Origin of the sequence: Novosphingobium sp. P6W (assembly GCF_000876675.2) — a bacterium.
Lineage (GTDB): Bacteria > Pseudomonadota > Alphaproteobacteria > Sphingomonadales > Sphingomonadaceae > Novosphingobium.
In genome coordinates, this window is sequence record NZ_CP030353.1 from 74,462 (window position 1) to 97,292 (window position 22,831).

General features: G+C 63.6%; 18 protein-coding genes. 5 read left to right on the forward strand and 13 right to left on the reverse strand.

The features are described from left to right. Positions 1–77 precede the first annotated feature (77 nt). Entirely contained in the window at positions 78–2,468 is a 2,391-nt protein-coding gene (locus TQ38_RS16870; protein WP_043974784.1) for a membrane-bound PQQ-dependent dehydrogenase, glucose/quinate/shikimate family, read from the forward strand. A gap of 54 nt (positions 2,469–2,522) precedes the next feature. Here TQ38_RS16870 and TQ38_RS16875 read toward each other — a convergent pair whose 3' ends face one another. From TQ38_RS16875 to TQ38_RS30010, 8 genes are all read right to left on the reverse strand, one after another. Beyond that, the gene (locus tag TQ38_RS16875) at positions 2,523–4,580 is read right to left on the reverse strand and encodes a TonB-dependent siderophore receptor (RefSeq protein WP_043974786.1); all 2,058 of its coding nucleotides are present in this window, start codon (positions 4,578–4,580) and stop codon (positions 2,523–2,525) included. Then, a complete protein-coding gene (locus TQ38_RS16880; RefSeq protein ID WP_043974787.1) occupies positions 4,577–4,891 on the reverse strand; it encodes a hypothetical protein in 315 nt (104 codons plus the stop codon). Before TQ38_RS16880 ends, TQ38_RS16875 begins: the two co-directional genes overlap by 4 nt. Next, entirely contained in the window at positions 4,891–5,190 is a 300-nt protein-coding gene (locus TQ38_RS16885; protein ID WP_052505661.1) for a DUF3325 domain-containing protein, read from the reverse strand. Before TQ38_RS16885 ends, TQ38_RS16880 begins: the two co-directional genes overlap by 1 nt. Next, complete coding sequence (locus tag TQ38_RS16890; protein ID WP_082057645.1) at positions 5,187–6,206, reverse strand: PepSY domain-containing protein; 1,020 nt, start codon at positions 6,204–6,206, stop codon at positions 5,187–5,189. Before TQ38_RS16890 ends, TQ38_RS16885 begins: the two co-directional genes overlap by 4 nt. A 25-nt stretch (positions 6,207–6,231) precedes the next feature. Then, positions 6,232–8,739 carry a TonB-dependent receptor gene (locus TQ38_RS16895; RefSeq protein WP_043974791.1) on the reverse strand — a complete coding sequence of 836 codons (2,508 nt, stop codon included), beginning with the start codon at positions 8,737–8,739 and terminating at the stop codon, positions 6,232–6,234. A gap of 109 nt (positions 8,740–8,848) precedes the next feature. Beyond that, on the reverse strand, positions 8,849–9,826 hold the full coding sequence (locus TQ38_RS16900) for a FecR domain-containing protein (RefSeq protein WP_043974793.1): 978 nt from the start codon (positions 9,824–9,826) through the stop codon (positions 8,849–8,851). 121 nt (positions 9,827–9,947) lie between these two features. Next, positions 9,948–10,457 (reverse strand): RNA polymerase sigma factor, encoded by a 510-nt coding sequence (locus TQ38_RS16905; RefSeq protein ID WP_043974795.1) that lies wholly within the window; start codon positions 10,455–10,457, stop codon positions 9,948–9,950. Next, positions 10,454–10,738, reverse strand: coding sequence for an energy transducer TonB (locus TQ38_RS30010; RefSeq protein ID WP_162792274.1), 285 nt, complete (start codon positions 10,736–10,738; stop codon positions 10,454–10,456). Before TQ38_RS30010 ends, TQ38_RS16905 begins: the two co-directional genes overlap by 4 nt. 760 nt (positions 10,739–11,498) lie before the next feature. On the opposite strand from TQ38_RS30010, the gene TQ38_RS16915 reads away from it, so the two are divergent. Then, entirely contained in the window at positions 11,499–13,616 is a 2,118-nt protein-coding gene (locus TQ38_RS16915) for a TonB-dependent siderophore receptor (protein ID WP_043974798.1), read from the forward strand. A 70-nt stretch (positions 13,617–13,686) separates the two neighbouring features. Here TQ38_RS16915 and TQ38_RS16920 read toward each other — a convergent pair whose 3' ends face one another. Together TQ38_RS16920 and TQ38_RS16925 are read right to left on the reverse strand one after the other, a co-directional pair. After that, positions 13,687–14,112: a hypothetical protein gene (locus tag TQ38_RS16920; RefSeq protein ID WP_043974800.1), complete on the reverse strand. Its 426-nt coding sequence runs from the start codon at positions 14,110–14,112 to the stop codon at positions 13,687–13,689. A 146-nt stretch (positions 14,113–14,258) separates the two neighbouring features. Further along, positions 14,259–15,236 carry an endonuclease/exonuclease/phosphatase family protein gene (locus TQ38_RS16925; RefSeq protein ID WP_082057663.1) on the reverse strand — a complete coding sequence of 326 codons (978 nt, stop codon included), beginning with the start codon at positions 15,234–15,236 and terminating at the stop codon, positions 14,259–14,261. Between the two features lie 474 nt (positions 15,237–15,710). On the opposite strand from TQ38_RS16925, the gene TQ38_RS16930 reads away from it, so the two are divergent. After that, positions 15,711–18,005, forward strand: a complete 2,295-nt coding sequence (locus tag TQ38_RS16930) for a TonB-dependent receptor (RefSeq protein WP_043974803.1) — start codon at positions 15,711–15,713, stop codon at positions 18,003–18,005. A gap of 119 nt (positions 18,006–18,124) precedes the next feature. Here TQ38_RS16930 and TQ38_RS16935 read toward each other — a convergent pair whose 3' ends face one another. After that, positions 18,125–19,027: an AraC family transcriptional regulator gene (locus TQ38_RS16935; protein ID WP_043974804.1), complete on the reverse strand. Its 903-nt coding sequence runs from the start codon at positions 19,025–19,027 to the stop codon at positions 18,125–18,127. Between the two features lie 99 nt (positions 19,028–19,126). Between TQ38_RS16935 and TQ38_RS16940 the strand changes: the two genes are divergently transcribed. Further along, positions 19,127–19,876, forward strand: a complete 750-nt coding sequence (locus tag TQ38_RS16940) for an SDR family oxidoreductase (RefSeq protein WP_043974806.1) — start codon at positions 19,127–19,129, stop codon at positions 19,874–19,876. A 119-nt stretch (positions 19,877–19,995) separates the two neighbouring features. Here TQ38_RS16940 and TQ38_RS16945 read toward each other — a convergent pair whose 3' ends face one another. Both TQ38_RS16945 and TQ38_RS16950 read right to left on the reverse strand, forming a co-directional pair. Beyond that, a complete protein-coding gene (locus tag TQ38_RS16945; RefSeq protein ID WP_240198110.1) occupies positions 19,996–21,042 on the reverse strand; it encodes a metallophosphoesterase in 1,047 nt (348 codons plus the stop codon). Between the two features lie 134 nt (positions 21,043–21,176). Further along, entirely contained in the window at positions 21,177–22,256 is a 1,080-nt protein-coding gene (locus TQ38_RS16950) for an SDR family oxidoreductase (protein ID WP_240198111.1), read from the reverse strand. A gap of 21 nt (positions 22,257–22,277) precedes the next feature. On the opposite strand from TQ38_RS16950, the gene TQ38_RS16955 reads away from it, so the two are divergent. Then, complete coding sequence (locus TQ38_RS16955; protein ID WP_052505681.1) at positions 22,278–22,790, forward strand: TetR/AcrR family transcriptional regulator; 513 nt, start codon at positions 22,278–22,280, stop codon at positions 22,788–22,790. Positions 22,791–22,831: the final 41 nt, after the last annotated feature.

Here is a 22,831-nt window from a genome sequence, read left to right on the forward strand (position 1 = left end):
TCTCGACAGGAGCGGAACCTTGCCCGGCTCCGGCAATTACACGAGGCGCAGTGCCAATTATTGCCGGAGTGTAAACGATGGATGCTTCCCGCCCGAACCGTAGTGCGTGGCCGCTTCCGCCGTTGATCCTTGGTGCCGTGATCGCCCTGATCGGCGTTATCCTGACCATAGGCGGGGCTTGGCTGGCGACTCTTGGCGGCTCGGCCTATTACCTGCTTGCGGGTGTGGGCATGATCGTATCCGGCGTTCTGCTGTTTCGGCGCCGAATTATCGGCGGATGGCTCTATTGCGCGATTTTCATCCTGACCGTCATCTGGGCCCTTGCCGAAGTGGGCGCCAACAACTGGGCACTGGTGCCGCGCGTGATCGCGCCGCTGGTGCTTCTCATCGCCGTGCTGCTGGTGATGCCAACGCTTTCGGTTCGGCGCGGACGATGGAAGCTGGGGCTGGGAGCGAGCGGCAGCGTCCTTGCGCTCACGGCGGTGACCGCACTGATCTTCGCACAGATGGCCGACACACCGCCCGCCTTCGACCTTCCCGGTCTGGGTGCGGAAATGGCCGATCCTTCGCTGGCGGCAGCCGGCGACGACTGGCCTGCCTATGGCGGCTCCGACAGCGCGCGGCGCTTTTCCCCGCTCGGGCAGATCACGGCGGCCAACGTTAAGGACCTCAAGCGGGCATGGCTGGTCCATACCGGCGACATGCCCTCCTCGCCCAAGGTCGCCAAGACCTACGGGGGTGAAAACACCCCGCTCAAGGTCGGCAACATGCTTTATGTCTGCACACCCAAGAACATCGTGCTGGCTCTCGATCCCGCGAGCGGCAAACAGCTCTGGCGCTTCGACCCCAAGGTTTCGGACGACGCCATCCCTTACACCGCCGCCTGCCGAGGCGTGAGCTATTACGCTGTGCCGAACGCACCGGGCGACCAGCCCTGCGCCACTCGCCTGATCTTCGGCACGCTGGACGCGCGCATGTTCGCCATCGACGCCCGCACCGGCGCACGGTGCACCGCGTTCGGCGCCAATGGCGAAGTCGATACCAAGATCGGCATGGGCAATACGCCTCCAGGTTATGTCTCGATCAATTCACCCCCCACCATCGTGCGCGGCGTAGTGGTCACCGGGCATCAGGTGCTCGACGGGCAGGATCGCTGGGCACCGTCGGGCGTGATCCGCGGCTACGATGCGGTCACCGGCAAGCTGCGCTGGGCCTGGGACATGATGCACCCGGAATGGAACGGCTACCCGCCGACGGGCCAGATCTGGGAGCGCGGCACCCCGAACATGTGGACCATCGCCAGCGGCGACGAGCAGCTCGGCCTCGTCTACCTGCCCATGGGCAATGCGGCGGCGGACTATTATTCCAGCCTGCGCCGCCCGCTTGAAAAGGAATTCGCCACTTCGCTGGTCGCGCTGGACGTCACCACGGGCAAACCGCGCTGGAAGTTCCAGGCCGTGCGCAACGATGTGTGGGACTATGATTTCGGCGCTCAGGCCAGCCTGGTCGACTATCGCGGTACGCCGGCGCTGGTTCTGCCGTCGAAGCAGGGCGACATGTATGTCCTCGACCGCAGGACAGGCAAGCCGCTGACTCCGATCGGCGAGCTGAAGGCACCCGGCGGCGGCGTGGAGCCGGAGCAACGCGCAAAGACGCAGCGCGTGTCTTTGTGGCATACCCTGCGCAAGCCCACCCTGACCGAGCGTGACATGTGGGGCATGTCACCGATCGACCAGATGGTCTGCCGCATCCAGTTCAGGAAGGCGAGCTACAAGGGCTTCTTCACTCCGCCCGAAAGCGACCGCCGCTCTATCGAATATCCGGGCTATAACGGCGGCACCGACTGGGGCGGCGTGGCGATAGACCCGCGCCGGGGCGTAATCGTCGCCAACTACAACGACATGCCCAACTACGTACGCCTCGTCCCCCGTGCGGAAGCCAACAAGAAGGGCTGGGCGCCCCGCGATCAGGCGCGCGGAAACATCGGCGGGGCCGAAGGTGCGGGCGATCCGCAGGCGCACACGCCCTACGCAATCGACGTCAACGCCGGTTGGCGCCTGCCCTTCACCGGAATGCTGTGCAAGCAGCCGCCCTATGGCGGTATCCGCGCCATAGACATGAAAAGCGGCCGCACGATCTGGGACCGCCCGCTCGGCACCGCGCGCACCAACGGGCCCTTCGGCATTCCCTCGATGCTGCCGTTCAACATCGGCACCCCCAACAACGGCGGCTCGGTAGTGACGGCAGGTGGGGTGATCTTCGTTGCGGCCGCCACCGACAATCTGATCCGTGCAATAGACCTCAAGACCGGAAAGACCCTGTGGAGCGACGTTTTGCCGGCCGGGGGACAGGCCACGCCGATGACCTATTCGGCTAACGGCAAGCAGTACCTCGTCATCGTGCCGGGCGGGCACCACTTCATGGAAACGCCCATCGGCGACGAAGTGATCGCTTACGCTCTGCCTTGATCGGGAGCGCCCGCATCTTCTGGGCCCTGGCCGGATCGCAAACCCGGCAAAAGCTCAGAAGGCGCGGGCCAATGCCAGTGACACAACCGCGCCCTGCCGCTGACTGCGCTGCTCGCTTCCCGTGAAGGCACCTGTCCGGCTGGGCGCGAAGAAGCGGCGCGAGCGAGAACTGTCCTGTCCATCGATCGCTTTTGCCGTCAGCGTCGTCTTGAAGCCTGCGAGGGCCGTAGTCTCGACGTAAGCGCCCCATAACGCGTGGTCGCGCCAGCGCAGGACCTCGCCGGTGTAGAAGACGTCGGCCTGCTCCGCTGCGGTCCAGTTTACGCCCCACGATGACTTGAGCGCGGGCACGTCATGGCGCAATTCGGCCGTGAGGCTTCGAGCGGCGATATCATCCATAGCGCGGCTGCGCCCGGTTACCGGATCGCGCAGCCGCGAGCCGCGCAAGGTACCGTCGACTGTCAGGCGCGCGCCTTTGACGACCTTGTCGAGAGGCAGCGTGCCCTGTGCGGTAATACCCCACTGCCGGGCATCGCCGATCGTGCCCAGCGCCTCGTCGCCCGAGGGGAGTACGAGGTAGCCCAAAAGGCCCGTGTGCCACTGATGATAAGCCTCCACGGCGATGGCGCCGCCCTTGCCCCAGCGGTGGTCGAGGCGCAGCAATGCGCGGGTCAGGCGGGCGGGGCGCAGGCCCGAATTACCGCCAAGGGGACGCCCGTCCGCCTGGTTGACTGAGGCCGCGAAGTCCCCGAAATTAAGCTGATCGACCGTTCTGCGCGCACCTAACCGTACCTGAGTGCGGCCTGAAGGCGACCAGACAAGCGCCGCAGAGGGTTTTAGGTAGGACAGGCTCTGTTCCTGCGCCGCCTCACCCCTCACCCGGATGCGCGAGAATTCCGCCGCCATGCCCGCTTCCAGATTGAGGCGCGGGGCGAGTTTGATGGTGAGGTTTGCGAATGCCTCGCCGCGCATTTCCGATACGCGTGTATTGGCATTGGCGAGGGCAACGGGGATGAGGCCGCCGCCGGTATCTTCGGCGTAATCCAACTGGCTCGACAGACTGTTGTAAGCCACTTCGCCGCCGAATTCAGGACGCACCGGATGATCGCCCTCGCGGGCAATAACAGCGCGCGCGACCAGTTCCGCCGGCTTTTCCAACTGTGACGAAAGGCCGCGATAAGGTGCCTCTACGTAATCCTCGTCGGTGACGTATCGCTCCAGCCGGCCGAGGCCGACGACCTTGGCCGTCCACCCGGCGCCAAGACGGCGGGTCCAGTCCAGACCCAGTTCGCCGCTGCGGCGATTCTCATCGTAGGCGATATCGCGGCGGGCATCGGGAGAACCATCCGCCGCGCCTCCGAAGATGTCAATGCCTCGCCGGGAGGAATAGCCGTCCTTGTTGAGCCGCAGGTTCACGGTCAACGTGCCGCCTGCGGCCGGGCCCGAAGTGCTTAGCGCCAGTCCGTATTCGGGTGCCTTGGCCGACGTGTGTTCCTGCCGCGTCGAAGTCAGCACGCCGCCCGCATCCCGGTCCAGATACGTACCGTGGCCGGGGTAGCGGGTCATTTCGCCGGAAAGCTCCACGCTGGTCTGCCAGCCTGCGACGGCGCGAGCGTGACTGATCCGGGCCGCCGGGGAGACGAAGCCGTCCGCCGTATGGGTAAGCGTAAGCGAAGCATTGCCCGATCCCCCGGCATCGGCGCGCAGCACGACATTGGCGACAAGGGTCTGTCCCTGAGCCTCGGCCGCATCGCTGCCGCGCAGCAGGACTACGCGATCCACCCGCGAAGCGGCGATCCGGCGCAGCACTTCGGTGATACCCCCGCCTTTAACGGTGGGGCGCTGCCCGTCGATCAGGACATTGCCTGCACCGCCTCCGAAGCCGCGCGCCGAAGTACCCTCGCTGAGCAGGAAGCCCGGCGTGCGCTCCAGCATGTCGAGCGCGGTCTGAGGCTGGAACGGCTTGTAGAAATCGGCCGGATAGACCGGATCGGGCCCGGCCGGGACGATGGCAGGCGGGGCTTCCTGACCCTGTCTCTGCGCGGGGCGGTCCTCATCCAACGGAGAAGTGGCCGCAGCCACTCCGGCAAGCATCAGCGAAAATGCATTCATCTTACCGGACCCAGGCCCCATCCCAGAAGCGCCAGCGGCGCCGCCGTCATCGCCAGCCAAACCCACGCCCGTCCGGCGCTGCTGGCATGGAATGCCGCCATCGAAATGCCTGCGAAGATCGCAAAGCTGGCCAGCGTTGCTGCCGTAACCGCCTCGGCCCGGTCCATGCCGGCACGGGCAAGGAGAAACGACAGCACTACCGTGACCTGCACCGTCAGCCCATAAGCACCCAGCGTTCCCGCCAAGGTGCGCGTCGCCACTGATGCCCGATGGCGGCGAGCGGCCCCTGCCGCGGCAGTGTTCTTGGCCATCAAACGATCTTTCCTGAAATCAGACGCAGAATGCGCTCGCGGTTGGTCTGGGCGGTCAGCACCAGTACGGCGGCCAGGCTCAGCCATCCGAACCAACAGACGGCGCCGTAAGCCCAGCCTAAGCCGAGCACGGCCCCAGCGAAGGCCAGCGCCAGCGCGCCCAGCCCGCAGCGCCGCAGCAGGCGCGAATGGCGCGGGGGCAGCTTCCGGCGCAGCCAGTCCTGCTGGTGGCGCGCCATCGCCATGAGCAGCAGCGCAAAGCCGATGAGTGCGGGGACAGCGATCGTCATATGTATCATGCCGGGGCCTCCGTTCTTGCCCGCTGCCGGCGCGCAGATGCAGCCTTGGGCTGGTGGCGCAGGACTTTCCACGCGGTATAGGCGAACCCTGCCGCCAGCGCCGCCAGCGTGAGTTCGAAACCGGCGAAGACCCAATCCCCGTGCCATAGGCTGACCGCCAGCCCGCGCGACGTGGTCGCCGCAGCGTCGCCCGGATGGTCGATGCTGATGGAGCCGGGCTGGGCGCCGTGCCATTTGCGCTGCGCCGTTTCGATCAGCCTGACCAGCGGCACCGTCGCTGCCGGCGTGCCGCTGGCTTCGCGTTTCTCCGGCCGGGGGAACGTGGCCTCGTAGAACTCTTCGCGGGTGGGGAAGTTGGCGGTAATCGCCCAGGGCATCAGTGTGAACAGCAACGTGACGAGGCCGGTGTAGGTAATCATCACATGGAACGGCAGTGCCAGCACGCCGGTGGCATTATGCGCGTCGAGCCAACTCCGCTGGCCCTTGCCGAAGCGCATCTGGAAGAAGTCGGTGAAGATCTTCTTGTGCGTCACCACACCGGAAAGGATCGCCACCAGCATCGCCAGTGCCGCCACACTGACGAGATAACGCGCCCAGCTCACGGACATGTAATGCAGGTCGAAATGCATCCGGTAGAGGAAGAACCCGCCGCGCGTCTCGCGCACGGCAAGCTCCCGGCCGGTCTGCGGATCGAGCGTGACTTCCTTGCCTCCGCGTCGACCCTCACCCGGCATCCGCCAGGACACCGTCAGCCCGCTGCCGCCGCGCGTTTCAGGTAGAGAGACACGCCAGCTTTCCGCCCCCGCGCCGCGCTGACGCAGGAGCGTATCGGCGGCGGCAAGCGCACGCGGGCTGACCTGTGTTCCCACGGGCAGTTCCGGGCGCATCCAGGCGTCGATCTCGTGCTGGAAAAATGCCGCCGTGCCGAACACGAAGACGATGTAGAGGACCCAGCCCGGCACAAGCCCGGCCCAGGTGTGCAGCCATGCCATTGACTGGCGGAAACCCTGTTTCATGCTGAAATCACCGGATGCGCCATCTTCAGAAACCGTACTTCACGGAGAAGGCGACATTGCGCGGGATGCCGAGCGAGTAGGACGTTGCCCAGTAATCAACTCCCGTCACGTTCGCCACGTTGAGGTCGAAGCGCACCGGGTGGCTGTCGATCTCGGTCTTATAGTGGAAACCCAGATCCATGATGGTGTAGCCGTCCAGCTTCTGCAGGTTTGCGGCGTCCTTGAACATCTTGCCGGCGTGGTAGATGCCGCCGCTGACGGAAAAGCCGGGCAGCGGGGGCAGGCTGTATTCGAGATACATCTTCGCCAGCGTTCCGCTCACCCCGGTAGGCTTCTTGCCCAGCAGCGCAGCGGTGCTGGTCTTGGTGACCTTGAGGTCCATCACCGTGCCGCCGACCATCACCTTGAGGTTGGGGGTAAGATCGCCGGTGGCGGTGAACTCGAAGCCCTGGTGCACTTCGACCCCGTCCTGAGTGCGGGTGATCTTGCCGCCAACGATCTCGTCGAACGAGTTCGCCTTCTCGATGCGGTAGACCGCGCCCGTAAGGAGCAGCGCGTCGATGGGCGCATACTTGGCGCCGACCTCGTACTGCTTGGAGATGTAGGGCTTCATGATCTCGCCGGGGTTGTTGTAAAGAACGGCGTCGTCGGGGACGGTGGAGCCTTGCTCAAGCCCCTGCATATAGGTCGCGTATGTCGTCACGCGCATCACCGGCTTGAACACCAGCGAAACGGTAGGAGTATAAGCGCTTTCCTTGTAGTTCGACGTGACCGTGCCGGTCGCGCCGAAGTTGCGGGCCTTCACGGTGCTGCGGTTCACGCCGATCATGGCGCCAAGCTGCTCGGTGAACTGGATGTCGTCGCCAATGACGATGTTGGTGTTCTTCGACTCGCTCGACTTGTACAGCGCTCCCCACGAATAGGTATTGAGCGCCGATGGCATCGCCCAGTTGCCCAGATCGTTCGGGTCCACGAAGATCGGCGAATTTCCGCCGCTGACCGAGTTGGTGACGTGCCGCTTGACCCGCAGGATATCGCCCGATGCTCCCACCGTCAGGCGATGCGTAATGCCGAAGGTCGCGAATTCGCTGTCGAGATAGGCATAAGCGCCCTGCGCATAGTTGTAGGACGGCGCGCTGCGTGAAACGAAACCGTCCTGCCAGCCAGAGGTCCCGTCGCCCCGATCCTCGATATAGAGCGGGTAGATGTTGATCGATTCCTGCGCGTCGCGCTTGCAGAGATAAGCCGCGCGCAGGCTGAAGGTCTCGTTGATCTTCCACTTCGCATTGGCGCCCGCCCGGTCCGTCTTGGTCTGGAGATAGCTCCAGGACGGTGTCCAGGTCTTGTCGTTGGCCAGCGGCTCAATCCAGTGATTCAGCGCGGCGCGATTTGCGTTGGCATAGGCGTAGAAGCGGGAATCGATGCCGTCGATGCGGTAGTACGTATGCGCAGCTTCCGCCTGCACCAGCAGCTCCGGCGCGACATTCCAGTCCAGCGCGCCGCTGACCATCGTGCGCGCGACGTTCTGGTTCTTCTTCGCTGTCCTGCCGTCCTGGAAAGACATGTTCAGGCGATAGGCGAAAGTGCCGCCCGCATCGATCTTGCCGCCTATGTCGACATGCGCGAAGAACTGCTCGTTACCGTAGTTGCCCACCCGCACATCCAGCTTTGGCGTATAGGTAGGCCGCTTGAGCACGTAATTGGTGACGCCGCCGGGATTACCTACGCCGTACAGAAAGCCCGACAGGCCATTCATGATCTCGACGTTGGCAAGCTCCTCGGTCGCGATGCCGGTCAGGGTGGAGGATAGGCGCACGCCATCGACGACGCCCTTTTGAGAATCGAAGCCGCGGATCGTCACGTAGGGCGTGCCGTATACCGTCGAGGGCGCAGAATTCTGAACCACCGGGTTCATCTTGAATATCTGGTCCATGTCCGAGGCGACGACGCTCTCGATCAGGTCCTGCGACACCACACTGATCGAATAAGGCGTGTCGATGACCAGCTTGTTGCCCCAGGGGCCGGAGGTCGAGATCGCATCGATCCGCTCGTTATGGCCAAGCACCAGGATGGCATCGCTGCGACGCGCGCCGTCATCGTCGTAGTCCTTGTCCTCGGAAGCCGCGTCGCCGTAGGCAGCCGGAGTTAATTCCATACGTAGAGGGTCGAGCGTCATCGCGCCGGTCGCGGCGCGGGTTATGGTCATCGCGCCCTCCCCGGCCGGACGCGCCGCCAGCCCGCTGCCGGAAAGCAGCCGCATGAGCGCATCGCGCGGCGCGAAGCTGCCACGCAGGCCGGAGGTCCGCTGCCCTTGGGTCAGCGCCGCCTCATACGTCATCTGCACACCGCTCTGCTCGGCAAAACGGTTCAGCGCGTCGGACAGCGAACCGGCCGGAATATCATAGGCGCGCGGCGCGCCCTGATCCTGCGCCGCCGCAATACCCGGCAGCGCAGCCACGCCGCCCAGCGCCGTCCCCGACAGCAAGGCCAATGCCGCAAACCGGCCATGGCCACGCTCGAAACCCACCCTCATCGAATATTCCCCACTTGGTTACCCAGCCTCATCAACATTGCTGCTGCGACGCACTCGCAAGACCAAGACGGAGTACGATTGGAAAACACGACTACCTTGCCGCGATTTTTTATCGGTGCAGTATGATGAAGCGGTCCGAGAGGCGCACGGACGAAAGGCCAAGGCTCTTCTCGATGCTGTCGAGCGCGGCCAGAGGGTGGTTAAGGTCGTAGACCCCGCTCACCCGGATCGCGGCGGCGGGGCCTGTCACGGCGACGTAGCCGCGCCGATAACGGGCGATCTGCGCCACGACTTCGCCAAGCGGCCGGTCAACCACCACCAGTCGCCCCCGCGTCCAGGCGGCCGCATCGCCTTGTGCCGGTAACGGGCCGCTTAGCGCAGTGCGCCCGAAATCCGCACGCTGTCCTTCGCCGACCACGGCAGTGCGTCCTGCTCCCTCTACCCTGACGCTGTGCCGGGTCACGGTGACGGTGGCGCGCCCCCCCTCATCGCGCACCGCAAAGGCCGTGCCCAGCGCAGTGACACTGCCACCTTCGGCATCGACGGTGAAGGGCCGCGCAGGGTCGGGCGCGATGTTGAACATCGCCGCTCCCGCCAGCAGCCGCACGCCCCGGCGCGCACCTGTGTAATCCAGCGCAATCGCCGAACCGCTATCGAGTTGAACCACCGATCCGTCCGAAAGCATGACCTCACGCCGCTCGCCGATGCCGGTCATGTGATCGGCGCGCATCCGCATCGGCCAGTCCTGCACACCGCCAACTACAACCAGCGCCAGTGCCGCCGCGACGGCGCCCGATACCAGCGCCCCGCGCCGGGACGAACGGGACCAGCGCGTTCCAAAAGCCAGCGTTCGGCCGCGCGCCGCCCGCTGGCGCGGCAGTTCGGCAACGGGTTCGTACTCCTCGCCGTCGAGCAGTTCCCAGATCATTTCGAGCCGCGCAACAGCGTCGCTATGCGAAGGCTCGGCGAGCCAGAGTGCGAAGGCCTGCTGGTCCTCGGCGGTCATGCGGCCGCCGTCGCGCCGCACGATCCAGTCCGCCGCGGCAGCAGCGATCTCGGGCGCCATAGGCTGTCTTGTCGCGGTCATGAGCGGTGCTCCGTCCTCCCCAGGATGGACGGCGCAGGCTGCAAAGCCGCGTCTGCCACATACCATGACGTGGAAAAGCGCCCAGACACGACCTCGACGGTGATATTTGTCAGGAAGACCATCACGCCGCCCCGTCGATTTCGCCAAGCCGCGTAGCGAGGACCAACAGCGCATGGCGCAAATGCTTTTCCACCGCGCCGCGCGTGATGCCCAATTTTTCCGCGATTTCCGCTTGATGCAATCCTTCGATCTTGCGCAGGGCAAAGACCTCCCGGCAGCGGGGCGGCAGGCTCTCCACCAGTTCGAGCAGCAGCCGCAGCCCGTCGCGTGCCAGAACCGTGCGCTCGGCAGATGGCGCATCATCCGCGATTAGCCCCCCAAGACCCTCGTCCAGCACCCACGGCGACCATTTGCCGCGTTCCCGGGCTCCGTCGATCACCAGACTGCGAGCGATGTGGTAAAGAAACGCACGGACGTTCCCGACCTTTCCCTGCCGCAGGGAAGGGATCGCACGCACCCATGTCTCCTGGACGATGTCTGCAGCAAGCGGAGAAGAATCGACCAGCGACCGCACATAAGCCCGAAGCGAATCGTGGTGATGCGCCACCAGCGCCGCATCACGTCCGCTCATTGCCCTGCGACCATGGCGGAATGATCGCCGACCAGGAACTCCACCGGCAAAGTGATCGCCAGTTCATCCGGCAATGCCTCGGGGATCGCCGAATAAGGCGCAGCGCAGCGAACGACGGTCAGTGCCGCTCGGTCCAGCGCCCGCCGCCCGGTCGACTGCGCTACCGAAGCTTCGAGCAGGCGCCCGCTGCGCTCGATACGAAAAAATACCGTACCCTGCGCTCCCGCGCCGCCGCCCGTGTGCAGCCTTACATTGCGGCGCTCCGCTTCGAGCCTTGCCATGATCTCCCGTCGATAGACCTCGGTTGCCATAGCAAGTGCATCATCTCGCCCTCCCTCTGCTGGAACGGGGAGTTCGGCCCCGGCGTGCACCGCAGCCGGCACCGATGGGGCCAGCAGGATCGTCGGCGGCGGACTGCTGATGACCGGTAAAGGGTCAGGCCGGTCTTCGGGGGCAACTGCCCCTGGAGTCCGGCGTCGGCGAGGTTCATCCGCAGCACGCGGAAGAATTATCAAGCTGGCTAGGTGCGGCGTGTCTCCAACTTTCCGGCCGCGCTGCCAGCTGATTGCGACTACCGCTCCTACAGCCAGATGTATCAGCAAGGTAGCAGCCAGGGCCGCCATCCGCATTCCACGTCCGTCGACCCGATAGGCGGCGCGGCGGCGCTGCGGCGCAGGCGCGTCGTCCGGGTCCGCTTTGAATCCGGATGCGCGTACCATCAGGGTGGTGGAGGCGGACATAACGCCGCCTCTAAGCTATTGCGAGTGACTTGCAATAGAGTCTGCGCACTCATTCTCATGCGGAAAACCAAATTTCCGCCCTGAAATGCTTATCGACTTGGGCGGTGCCAGCATTAGCAGTCAGCGGCGCGCCGCAGCAAGCGCCCGCCACCTCGCACAGCACGACTTTGACGATCCGGCGCCCCCGCTGTTGCCCAAAGGATACATCCATTTCCATTTTTCCGTCGATATTGCTAATATGTCGCAATAGCCTTAATTGCGCGCCTTATTGAGATTAAATCGCAATTAAGAAGGAAAGCTCATGGTCCCCGTCCGCTCTCTCGCCCTTTGCGGGGCCGCGTTCTTCGCAATATCGACGGCGGCTTCGGCACGTGCGGAAGAACCGTCGGCCGGCGCCAATGACGAGGGGGGGGCAGACGGAGACAGTATCATCGTCACCGCCGGCAGTTCAGGGACGAAAACGGAAACGCCGCTTATCCAGGTGCCGCAGCCGCTTACGGTCATCACCTCGGAACAGTATATCTCGCAAGGTGCGATCAGCATCAGCGACACCGTGAAATACGCCGCTGGCGTCCTCGCCAATCCCTACGGACGCGATACCCGCGTCGACGGCTTTAACATCCGTGGCATCGATGCGCTGCAGTTTCGCGACGGCATGCGCGACATCTTCAGCTATTACGCCACGATCACGTCCGACCCCTACAACTTCTCCCGCGTGGAGATCGTGCGCGGCCCGGCGTCGGTACTGTTTGGCCAAGGCTCGATCGGCGGCCTCGTCAATCTCGTCTCCAAGGCCCCGGAATTCATGACCGGCGGAGAAATAAACCTCGTCTACGGCAGCTATGACCGCAAGGAGGCTATGGGCGACGCCAACCTCGCGCTGGCTGACAACCTCGCGATCCGTGCCGTGGGCCGCGTCCGCGATGCCGATACATATGTCGATCATGTGCCGGACGACCGCGTGATGTTCGCGCCTTCGATTCGCTGGCAGCCCACACCTGACACGGACGTGGTGCTGAACGGTGTCTATCAAAAGGATGAAACCGGCTCGACCTCGCAGTTCCTGCCAATCGTGGGAACTTTCCGCCCGAACGCCGCGAACCCCGCCGGCCGCCTCGATCAGTACACCTTCGTCGGCAAGCCCGGCTGGGACCGCTACAACGGCCGCTCGCTGCAGGCCGGCGGCGCCATCACTCATAAATTCTCGGACAGCATCCGCCTGAGCATGAAGGCGCGCTACATCGACAGCAATGTCGACTATAGAACACATTATGCCGACAGCTACAGCTACCCGACCGATCCCTTCTCGGTCTACGGCACAGATGGCCGGACCATCGGCCTGTCTTCCAGCGCCAGCGATGCGAAGATGAATGTCTTCTCCACGGACAACAACCTCCAGATCAATTTCAACACCGGCGCAAATATCGAGCATAAGTTGCTGGTCGGTATCGATTATAGCTGGAACAAGGTCGGCAAGCGCACCACTTATGGGTCGGGCGAGATCGTCGACCTGTACGACATCGACTACGACGCGCTGGCAGCATACGAAGCGACCGGTCCCTTCGCCTACGATACACAGAAGCAACTGGGCATCTATGTGCAGGACCAGGTCCGGTTGTACGACCGGGTCTCGGTTGTCGTCGGCGCCCGCCGCGACCGGGTGACCTCGTCGGCCGGAACCAAGGACAACGCCACCACCTTCCGCGCGGGCATCATCGGGGAACTGGGCGCAGGCTTTTCGCCTTTCTTCAGCTATACGGAAAGCTTCCTGCCGATCGCCGGCGCCGACAGCAACGGCGACGCCTTCAAGCCGCAGACGGGAACCCAATTTGAGGCCGGGGTGAAGTGGCAGCCAGAGCGCAACACGCTGGTTACCGCCACGGCATTCCATATCAAGGAACGCTACCGCGTACTCTACCTGCCCAACAATGTCATCGCCCAGTCAGGCGAGCTGACCACCAAGGGCTTCGAAGTGGAAGCGAGCCACACCCTGCCCGGCAACTTCGAATTGTTGGTCAATTACGGCTATAACCAGCTGAAATCGGAAGTAAACAGCAGTCTCGACTATATGCCGCGCCATACGGCTTCGATCTGGTCGAGCAAGACCTTCGGCGTTTCGGACGATGCGCAGCTACGCCTGGGCGCCGGCGTTGTGTATAGCGGCAAGAGCAAGTCGACCGGCCAGATCGATCCTTATGGCCTCAACCCTGCGATCCCCGATGACCAGCTTTACACGGTCGTCACGCCATCACGCACGACCGTCGATGCTCTGGCTGAGATCAACTGGAACAGTTGGCACTTCGCGCTGAACGCCACAAACCTGCTCAACAACAAATACTACGCCTCGTGCCTCGCCCGCGGCGACTGCTTCATGGGCGCGCCGCGCAATGTCATGGCCACGGTCGGCTATCGTTTCTGATCCTTCCTTGTGAAGGCCCGTGCTCCTGCGGCATCAGGAGCACGGGCCTCCATGAATAGCGAACAAAACTTCACTTAGGCGGTACCAACAAGGCAAAGGCAGCGCGCGTCGCCTCATCGATACCCACGCCCAGCACCGTGCAGCCGCCATCACCCAGCGGGTGCGCGCGGTGCCCCTGCCCTTCGGTATCCAGCATCAGCAATACCGACCCGGTTTCCAGATGACGCCGGTCGCCGCTGCCAGCCTCGATCTCCCAACTGCCCGACACCACGATCGACAGGCCGGCCATGCTCGCGCGGTGCCAGTCTTCGCCGGTCGGGCCTGCGCCGACAACGAAGCCCATCACCGTCGCACCAGTGCTGCCGACGAACCGTACCTTCCCATCCTCGTCAGTGATCTGCGCCAACGCAGGCAGATCGACATCGGCGAGATGCGAAAGACCTTCCCTTCCTGCGTAGACGCAAACGGCGGGGACAGTCGGCAGCGGCTTTTTCATTCAAGGCTCCTCAGCCGAACGCAGCATGCGCGCGGATCATGCCTCACAATGTGCACCTGCGGCCTCGCTACCACGCCCCTTCTCTGCCTGTTCGGCGATCGGATAGGCGGCGAAGACCCTATTTGCCAGACCAGCCTCTTGCTTAGCTACTGGACGGACAGATGAGACTTTTCTCGCCATGTCAGCCTGTAGGTGACGAGGAACCCGTCGTGGTCGGACAGCTCCGGTCCATTGGGACCGCCGTCGAACAGGGCTTCCACCCGGATCGGTGCGATGTCGACGTTTTCGCCGGCCTCGAAGAACTGGAGGTCCTGCGTATCCACCCACGGCGCGTCGCCGTCCCACGACATGCGCACGTCGCAAGCCGAGCCAGGCGCCATGCAAGCGCGGTGGACCAGTTCCATCGGCTGGTAACGGGTGAAGTTGTCCCACCGCCCCTGCGAATGGCGCATGTTGAAATCACCGCCGAAAACGATCGGGAAGCGGTCATCGTGGCTCCGGTCGATGAAGGCGGAGGCCTCGTTCGCTTGCCGCGTATGGGCTTCCAGGTTGCGAAAGAGCGGCGCTTTGGACGCCAGGCGCGAATTCATATGCGTGTCGTAGAGGTCGACCGGCACCGGTACTCCGGGGATCGCGATACGGGCCAGCATGACGCCCTTGTTCGCAAGGCAGTCGATACCGGCACAGGATCGGCGTCCATAGGCCTGCCCTTGCGTAAGTTGTACCGGATAGGATGACGCGATCACCAAACCGCTGCCGGTCAGCCGGATCCCCAGTTCGCCACGCCGTATATTGGCGCGGCCCGGCAGCTTGTCATTGAACATCCTCACATGCGGAGCCGTGCGCCGGGGACCGGAAACGATTGCCGGATATCCCGTGGCAAGCACGGCCTTCTTCGCCGCGCCGCTGAACACTTCCTGAAACATGACGACGTCGGGCGCCTTGCCCGCGGCACGCAGCGCAGCCAGATGCTCGCCGATCCGGCGCAGGTCATCCTCGCGGCCGGAGCGCGCCGGCCAGCCAAGACCCTCGACATTGTAAGTCAGCACCGACAGCGTGGTCGTCCGGGTCACCCCGTCGGCGGCTGTTTCGATGCGTGCCGGTGGAGCCTGACCGGGTGCCATATGGCGCAGCGGAGGCGGTGTACCGCAACCGGCGACAAGCAGGCAGAATGCCGCCAGCGCGGGTCTGATGATTCCAACATTGATCACCGTCCGTGCTTAGCGTGCAATCGAAAGCAGGAACAGGCCGCCCGACGATCCCGCCTCCTTCCCGAGCGAAAGACAGCGTTGAAGCCGAGCGGGTCTGGCCGATGCCGATGACGACGATATCGCCAATTTCATTGCGGCCATTCTCGCTGGGGGCGCCAACTCCACCGGTTGATGACGATTTTGCTGCAATTCAGAAATATAAAGGCAGATTTCACGAACCCTGCTTCGAAAGCCGCCCTACTCAACGAAACGCCATCACGCACCTGTTGCCGCAAAGTCACTTGAAAAATCAGTGTTTACGCTGCCCAACCGGCCGTCATCGAAATGCCATAGGCTATTCGTACCCGGCCCCCAGACTTTGCAACAAACTGGAAATATTCCGTGCGAATGAAAGCGCTCGCCAAGAAGACCCTGCACCTCACTTGCGGCCTTGCCGCCATGAGCGTGTCAACTGCCGCCCTGGCACAGGAAACCGCCCCCGCCGACACCGGCCTTGGCGATATCGTGGTAACGGCTGAGCGCCGCACCGAGAACCTTCAGCAGGTTCCGGTTTCCGTGGGCGTGGTCGCGGGCGACCAACTGCGCAACTTGCAGGCCGGCGGCGACGACATCCTCGCCCTCTCGGGCCGCGTCCCGGGCCTCTATGCCGAGACCACGACGGGCCGCATCTTCCCGCGCTTCTACATCCGGGGCCTGGGCAACATCGACTTCTACCTCGGCGCCTCTCAGCCGGTTTCGATCATCCAGGACGACGTCGTGCTGGAACATGTCGTCCTGAAATCCAACCCGGTCTACGACATGGACCAGGTGGAAGTGCTGCGCGGCCCGCAGGGTTCGCTGTTCGGCCGCAACACCACGGCGGGCATCATCAAGTTCGATTCGATCAAGCCCTCCACCGATCGCTGGACCGGCCGCTTCAATGCTAGCTACGGCGAATACGGATCGGCTTCGGTCGACGCGGGCGTGGGCGGGCCGATCGTTGCGGACACTTTGGCCGTGCGCGTCTCGGGCCTCTACCAGCGCCGTGATGACTGGATCGACAACGTCTACACCGGCCCCAGCGCCGATGGCACCGTGTCGCCCAGGAAGAACGCCATGGGCGGCTTCGAGGAACGCGACGCCCGTGTCCAGTTGCTGCTGGCACCGCAGGGCAGCCCCTTCTCGATGCTGACCAGTTTCCATGCCCGCAAGTACGAGGGCACTTCGACGATCTTCCACCGCGCTGCGCTGAAAAAGGGCTCGAACAACGCCAGCGCCGAACCGCGTGACGAAATCGCGCTCGACGAAGCGCACAACAACCCGCAGGCCTATGACACCTACGGCGCCTCCAACCGCATCGCGCTCGATTTCGGCGGTGTCACGCTCACCTCGATCACCGCTTGGGAAACCACGTCGGGCTATAGCCGGGGCGATACCGACGGCGGCGCGGCGGCAGACTATCGGGTGGGCGGCGTGCCCAACGGCTACGGCCAATCCCAGGGCAACCTTCGCGATCTCGACCAGCTTACCCAGGAGCTCCGCCTGTCCAGCAATGGCGACACCCGCTTCAAGTGGCAGGTCGGCGCGATGTATTTCGACGAGCGCAACATCACCGACTTCTACCAGCGCGCCTTCTTCCTCACCCCGCCCGCGAACAATCCGAACAACTGGGTCCGCCTGCGCAACCAGAACACCAGTTGGGGTCTGTTCGGGCAGGTTAGCTACGAATTGACGCCAGGCCTGACCGTGACCGCCGGAGGACGCTACACCAACGACACCAAGAAGACCCGCCTGCTAAAGACCGCGAACCGCGTCGACGGTTCGGTCAGCTACACCGGCCGCCGCTATGTGCGCCTTTCCGACGAACAGCCCAGCTGGGACGTCAGCGTGCTTTACGAGGCCACCCCGGAAGTCAGCCTCTATGCCCGCGTGGCGCGCGGTTTCCGCGGTCCGACCATCCAGGGCCGCTCGGCCGTGTTCAACTCGGACTTCACCACGGCGGATTCAGAAACGATCCTCTCCGGCGAGGCCGGCATCAAGACCAGCCTGTTGGGCAACCGCGTGCGCTTCAACCTTTCGGGCTTCGCCTATCGGGTGAAGGACATCCAGCTCAACGGCAACGACAGCGACGGCAACGGCGTGTTGTTCAACGCCGACAAGGCGCAGGCATACGGCCTGGAAGCCGAACTGGAAGCACGCCCGATCCCCAACCTCTCGCTCACGGCAGGCCTCAGCCTGCTGCACACCGAGATCAAGGATAAGAACGTCTACGCACAGGTCTGCGCCCTCAACGGCGTGGTCGTCTGCACGGTGCAGGACCCTACCATCACCGTGCCCGGTCGCGGCGTCTTCGCGCAGATCGACGGCAACCCCCTGCCCAACGCGCCCAAATACACCGCCAACATCGCGGCGCGCTATGACGTTCCCCTCGGCAATGGCGGCTCGATCTTCGCCTCGACCGACTGGACCTTGCAGGGATACACGAACTTCGTGCTCTACAAGACCGCCGAGTTCTACTCGCGCGGGGACTTCGAGGGCGGCCTCAAGATCGGCTACACGGCCCCCGGAGGCCGCTACGAAATCGCCGCTTTCGCCCGCAACATCACCAATGAGAAGAACCTCAAGGGCGTGATCGAGAACTACATGGCGGCCGTGTTCAACGAACCGCGCATCATCGGCGGATCGCTCTCGGGCAAGTTCTGAACCTGAACGGACTTTCGTGACGCGCTTGGGCCGATAGCCCGGGCGCGTCACTCGCAGTTGGCGGGGCGGCAACGACCTCCCCGCCGGTGTGGCTGTCCTCGACGACAAACTGCCGCGATCTACGGAACATGCTCCGCGCGGGCATATCGCGCCGGCGGCATTCCCACATGGCGGGCAAATGCAGTGCTGAAGGTGCTCGCCGAGCCGTAACCAACCCTTTCCGCGATATGCCCGATCGCAAGCTCTCCGCCCCGCAACAATCGTTTCGCAAGCGCCATACGCCAGGCGAAGAGATATTCCATCGGCGGCAAACCAACCACATGGTTGAAACGCTTGAAGAAAGCAGATCGCGACATGGCTGTTTCCGAAGCAAGCTCCGCTACGGTCCAGCCATGCTGCGGCCTGGCGTGCATCGCCCGCAGCGCCGCGACCAGGCGATCATCGCTCAGACCACGCGCCAGGCTTGGCACCGAAGCCGGTTCGGTGCCGCAGCGCAGCGCTTCTATCAACAGCACTTCCAGCAGGCGCTCAAGCACGACCTCGCGCGCGGGGCGGCTCTTGCGCGTCTCGTCTCCGACGAGTTGCATGAGCGTAGCCAGTCGGGGTTCGCCGCGTGCGACCACCATCGTCGGCAACAACGAGACGAGCAAGGCTGCATCGGGCGACGCGAAGCTGCACACGCCAACCTGCATGCGCAGGTTCGGTGGGCCTTCCCGGCCAACCCGGAAACGGCCCTCACCGATCCCGGTAGGCATCATGTCGATCCCGTGCGGCGGCGGGTGAATGCTTTCGATGACCTGATCATGAGTGGCCGGGGCAAGCACGAAGTCGCCGGCCTGCAATATCACCGGCGGCTGTCCGCCGACGATTACCCGGCAACCGCCTTCGAGAATCGCGCAAAAAACCGGCTTACCTTCAACATTACGTCGAACGCGCCAGACGCCGGCACATTCGACCAGTTTGGAAAAGCTGGCGCTTGGCTGAAGCAGGGTCACAATCTCGGCCAGCGGATCGGCGGTCATTCAAGGACTTTCGCAAAAGAATTTCGCACTCTCACCCATATAAAGTCCCACGAGCCAATTCCATCTCCCCGATGTCATAAAGACAACCGGAGTTATCCCATGCCTACCGTCCTCATCACCGGCTGTTCGTCGGGCTTTGGCCTCGAGACCGCTCGCCTGTTCCTCGACCGCGGCTGGAGGGTCGTCGCGACAATGCGAAATCCCGGCGCCGCGGCGCTGCCGGCCTCCGAAAACCTGCAAATCCTGCCGTTCGACGTCACCGACGAGGCCAGCGTCACAAGCGCAGTTGCCGCAGCGGGCCCGATCGACGTACTCGTCAACAACGCCGGTTTCGGCGCTGCGGTGCCGATCGAACTCATCGAAGCGCAGACCGCCCGAGCATTGTTCGACACCAATACACTCGGCACGCTGGCCATGATCCAGGCAGTTCTTCCGCAGTTTCGCGAGCGCCGGGCCGGCGTCATCATCAATGTAACTTCGTCGGCAACGCTGAAGCCTCTGCCGCTGATCAGCATCTACCGGGCAAGCAAGGCTGCGGTGAATGCGCTCACGGAATCGCTAGCGGTCGAGGTCGAGCCCTTCGGTGTACGGGTGCATATCGTGCTGCCCGGTCGTTCCCCCGAAACGCGCTTCGGTGACAACGCGATGCCGCACCTGCGCGGTCTGGACAATTCCGACTATGCACCGTTGATCGAAGGTATGATCTCCCAGTTCAGGAACAGCGACGGTCCGGTGACGTATGCGCCCGACGTTGCGAATGCGATATGGCTTGCGGCCACCGATCCCTCGGCGCCGCTCAAAATCCCCGCCGGCAAGGATGCCGAAGAATGGATGGCCGAACTGGCCTGATGCCGGCATGGCGCGCACGATGTTATCCTGCGACGCTTTGTAATGCGACCGATCGGACGGCGGCCTGGCCATCTCAGAGCCGCCGTCCATTGACCGGGTGATGAAGTGCCTGACAGCGTTCAGTCGTCGCCCCGGCGCAAGGTGATGCGCGTCAATTCGGAAGGCTTGCCCAGCCGCAAGGCGAAGCCGGGCCATATTCCAGTGCCATTATTGACGTAAAGGGTCATATCGCCAACGGCATACCGACCCGACACGAACCCGCCATTGGCGCGCGCGACGATACGGTCCAACCCCATGATCATACCGCCATGGGTATGCCCCGATAGTTGCAGCGCCACACCGCGTTCGGCCGCCTTCCGCGCTCTACCCGGTTCGTGGTCCAGCAGCACCACAGGGCCATTCGGGGGGCTGCCTGCCAGTGCTTCGTCCAGATCAGGAAGCGGCTTGCCGGCCCCGCGCGCGGAAGGGTCGGTGACGCCGGCAAGAATTAGCTTGGCAGAGCCGCGCGTGATGACGGAGTGGGCGTTCGCCAGCACACGCATGCCAAGCGAGGCAAGATGCGCCATCCATGCATCGTACCCGGATAGATATTCGTGGTTGCCGGGGATAAGATAGATGCCGTCAGCCGCTCGCAAGTCGCGCAGTGGCTCGACGTCCTGCCGCCGGTCGGCGACACTTCCGTCGATCACGTCGCCCGTGACGACGATCAGGTCCGCCCCGAGCCGATTGGTGGCATCCACCACGGCACGGGTCCAAATCGCGGGAAATAGCCGACTGATATGCAGGTCGGTCAGCTGAACAAGGGTATAGCCCTCGAATGCGGCGGGCAGGTTCGGAATAGTGACCGTCACCTCCCGCAACCGGGGAACGCGAACGGCCTGCCCTACACCGACGCCAGCCAGCGCGAAGGCGGCGACGGCGATGCAATAACGCGCCTCGATCCAGTCACCTGAAGCAATTCCGCCGATCCTCGCGGCAAGTCCTGCCAGATCGAGCGCGGCCTGAAATACAGCAAGCAGGACGATGGCGCCGAAGACCCAGTTGAACAGGATCACCAGCGGCCGCGGGAATTCCGGGGCGAAAACCGAACCCGACGAAAGACGGCTCCAGAAATGAAACTGGGAGGCAATCAGCAGAACCAGGGCAATCGCTATCTTGGGTGCCATCTCCCATGGCAGAGGCAAAAGAGTGCGGGTCACGACGTAAAGCCAAGGCAACGCGAACACCAAATGGAACATTGCTTGTCATTCTTCCGGTTTAAAAGCAGCACGCGATGAGAGATTGAAGAGGCCCAGAGCCCTCACCCGGATTGTGCCGTCTGGCGAAACGTGGTGCCCGTCAGCCTCTCGGAAGCGGTCCAGAGCTTCGCGGCGACCTCGGCGTCGAGTGCCTGCGGTGCGATCTTGCCCGGGCCCGGCGCTCCCTTCAGTTCTCTCCAGCCTTGTGGCCCGAAATACTGTCCTCCCTTCACGCCCGGCATGGTCGCCGCCATCAACTGCGGCAGCGCGCCGTCCGCCGCCGAATGGCCGATCACCTTCATCGCCGCTCTCCCGAGCCATGTCGTGAGGCCGCCGCCCATTGCCGGGCCATTTGCGATCAGATCGGTGCTCGCGGCGCCTGGATGCGCCGCAACGCTGGTCAACTCCCAGCCATTTTCAGCACTGCGCCGATCAAGCTCCAGCGCGAACATCAGCATCGCGAGCTTCGTCTGCGAATAGACGGGCCATGGTTTGTAGCCTTGTTCATATTGCAGGTCGCGCAGCCGGATTTTACCACCTCGATGCGCGATGCTGGACAGCTGTACGACGCGCGCTTTGGCTGCGGTCAACAGCGGCAGCAGATGCGCGGTCAAGGCGAAGTGCGACAGATAGTTCGTGCCCAGTTGCATCTCGAAGCCATCGACGGTGGTTTCGCGCTTGGGCAGCGCCATGACCCCCGCGTTGTTGACCAGAATATCGATCGGTCGGCCCGCCGCCAGCATTCGCTCGGCAAATGCCGTCACCGATGCGAGGCTGGCGAGATCGGAGATCTCGAACCGAACCTGCGCATTTTCATGACGCCTGCGGATCAACGCCTCGGCGGCGCGGCCTTTGGTTTCGTTGCGGCCGGCAAGGATCACCTCGGCGCCCGCGCCCGCCAGTGCCAGCGCCGTCTCCAGGCCAAGCCCGCCGGTCGCTCCGGTAACTACGGCCAGCTTGCCGGATTGGGTCGGGATATCATTAGTGGTCCAAGTCGCCATTTTTGCTATCCTTTGCGTCGAGTACCCGTTGGACGCCCTTGGTTGCAAAATTATGCAATCAGTGCAAATATACAAGAAGTGCAGGAAAATAAACCACCAAGGCCGGCCGGTCTGCGCGGGCGCAAGCGGGAGCAGACGCATGCGCGCATCCAGGCAGAAGCCATGCGCCTATTTTTCGAGCGCGGCTTCGAAGCCACGACGCTGGACGACATTGCCGAGGCTGCAGAAGTCTCGCGCCGCAGTCTGTTCCATTATTTCGCGTCCAAGGAAGAGATCGTCTTCTCGGCCAAAGCCGATTTCCCAAACCTCGTTGCCGAAGCGGTAAGCAGGCGGCCAGCCGAGGAACCGTTGCTGGATATGGTCGAGAACGCGCTGATCGATCTGGCGATGCGGTATCAGACAGCGCAGGCCCGCGACCTGGCCAGGCTCATTCACGACACGCCCGCGCTAAGCGCTGGCGACCAGGCCAAATATGAAAAGGTCGAGAGGGTACTCGCCAAGGCACTGGCCGAGCGTAAGGGTCTGCCAGAAACGGATATCGCCTGCCGTGTCACCGCAGCGACGGCGATCGGCATCCTCAAGCTGTCAACGGAAGTCTGGCTGACGGGAGACGATGCGGGGCCCGAGATATTCGGTACTGCCGCTTTCGCTGCCCTGCGACGTGTTCTGGGTTAGGAGTTCCGGACCGCGTGTGGTCTGCATCCTCGATTGACACT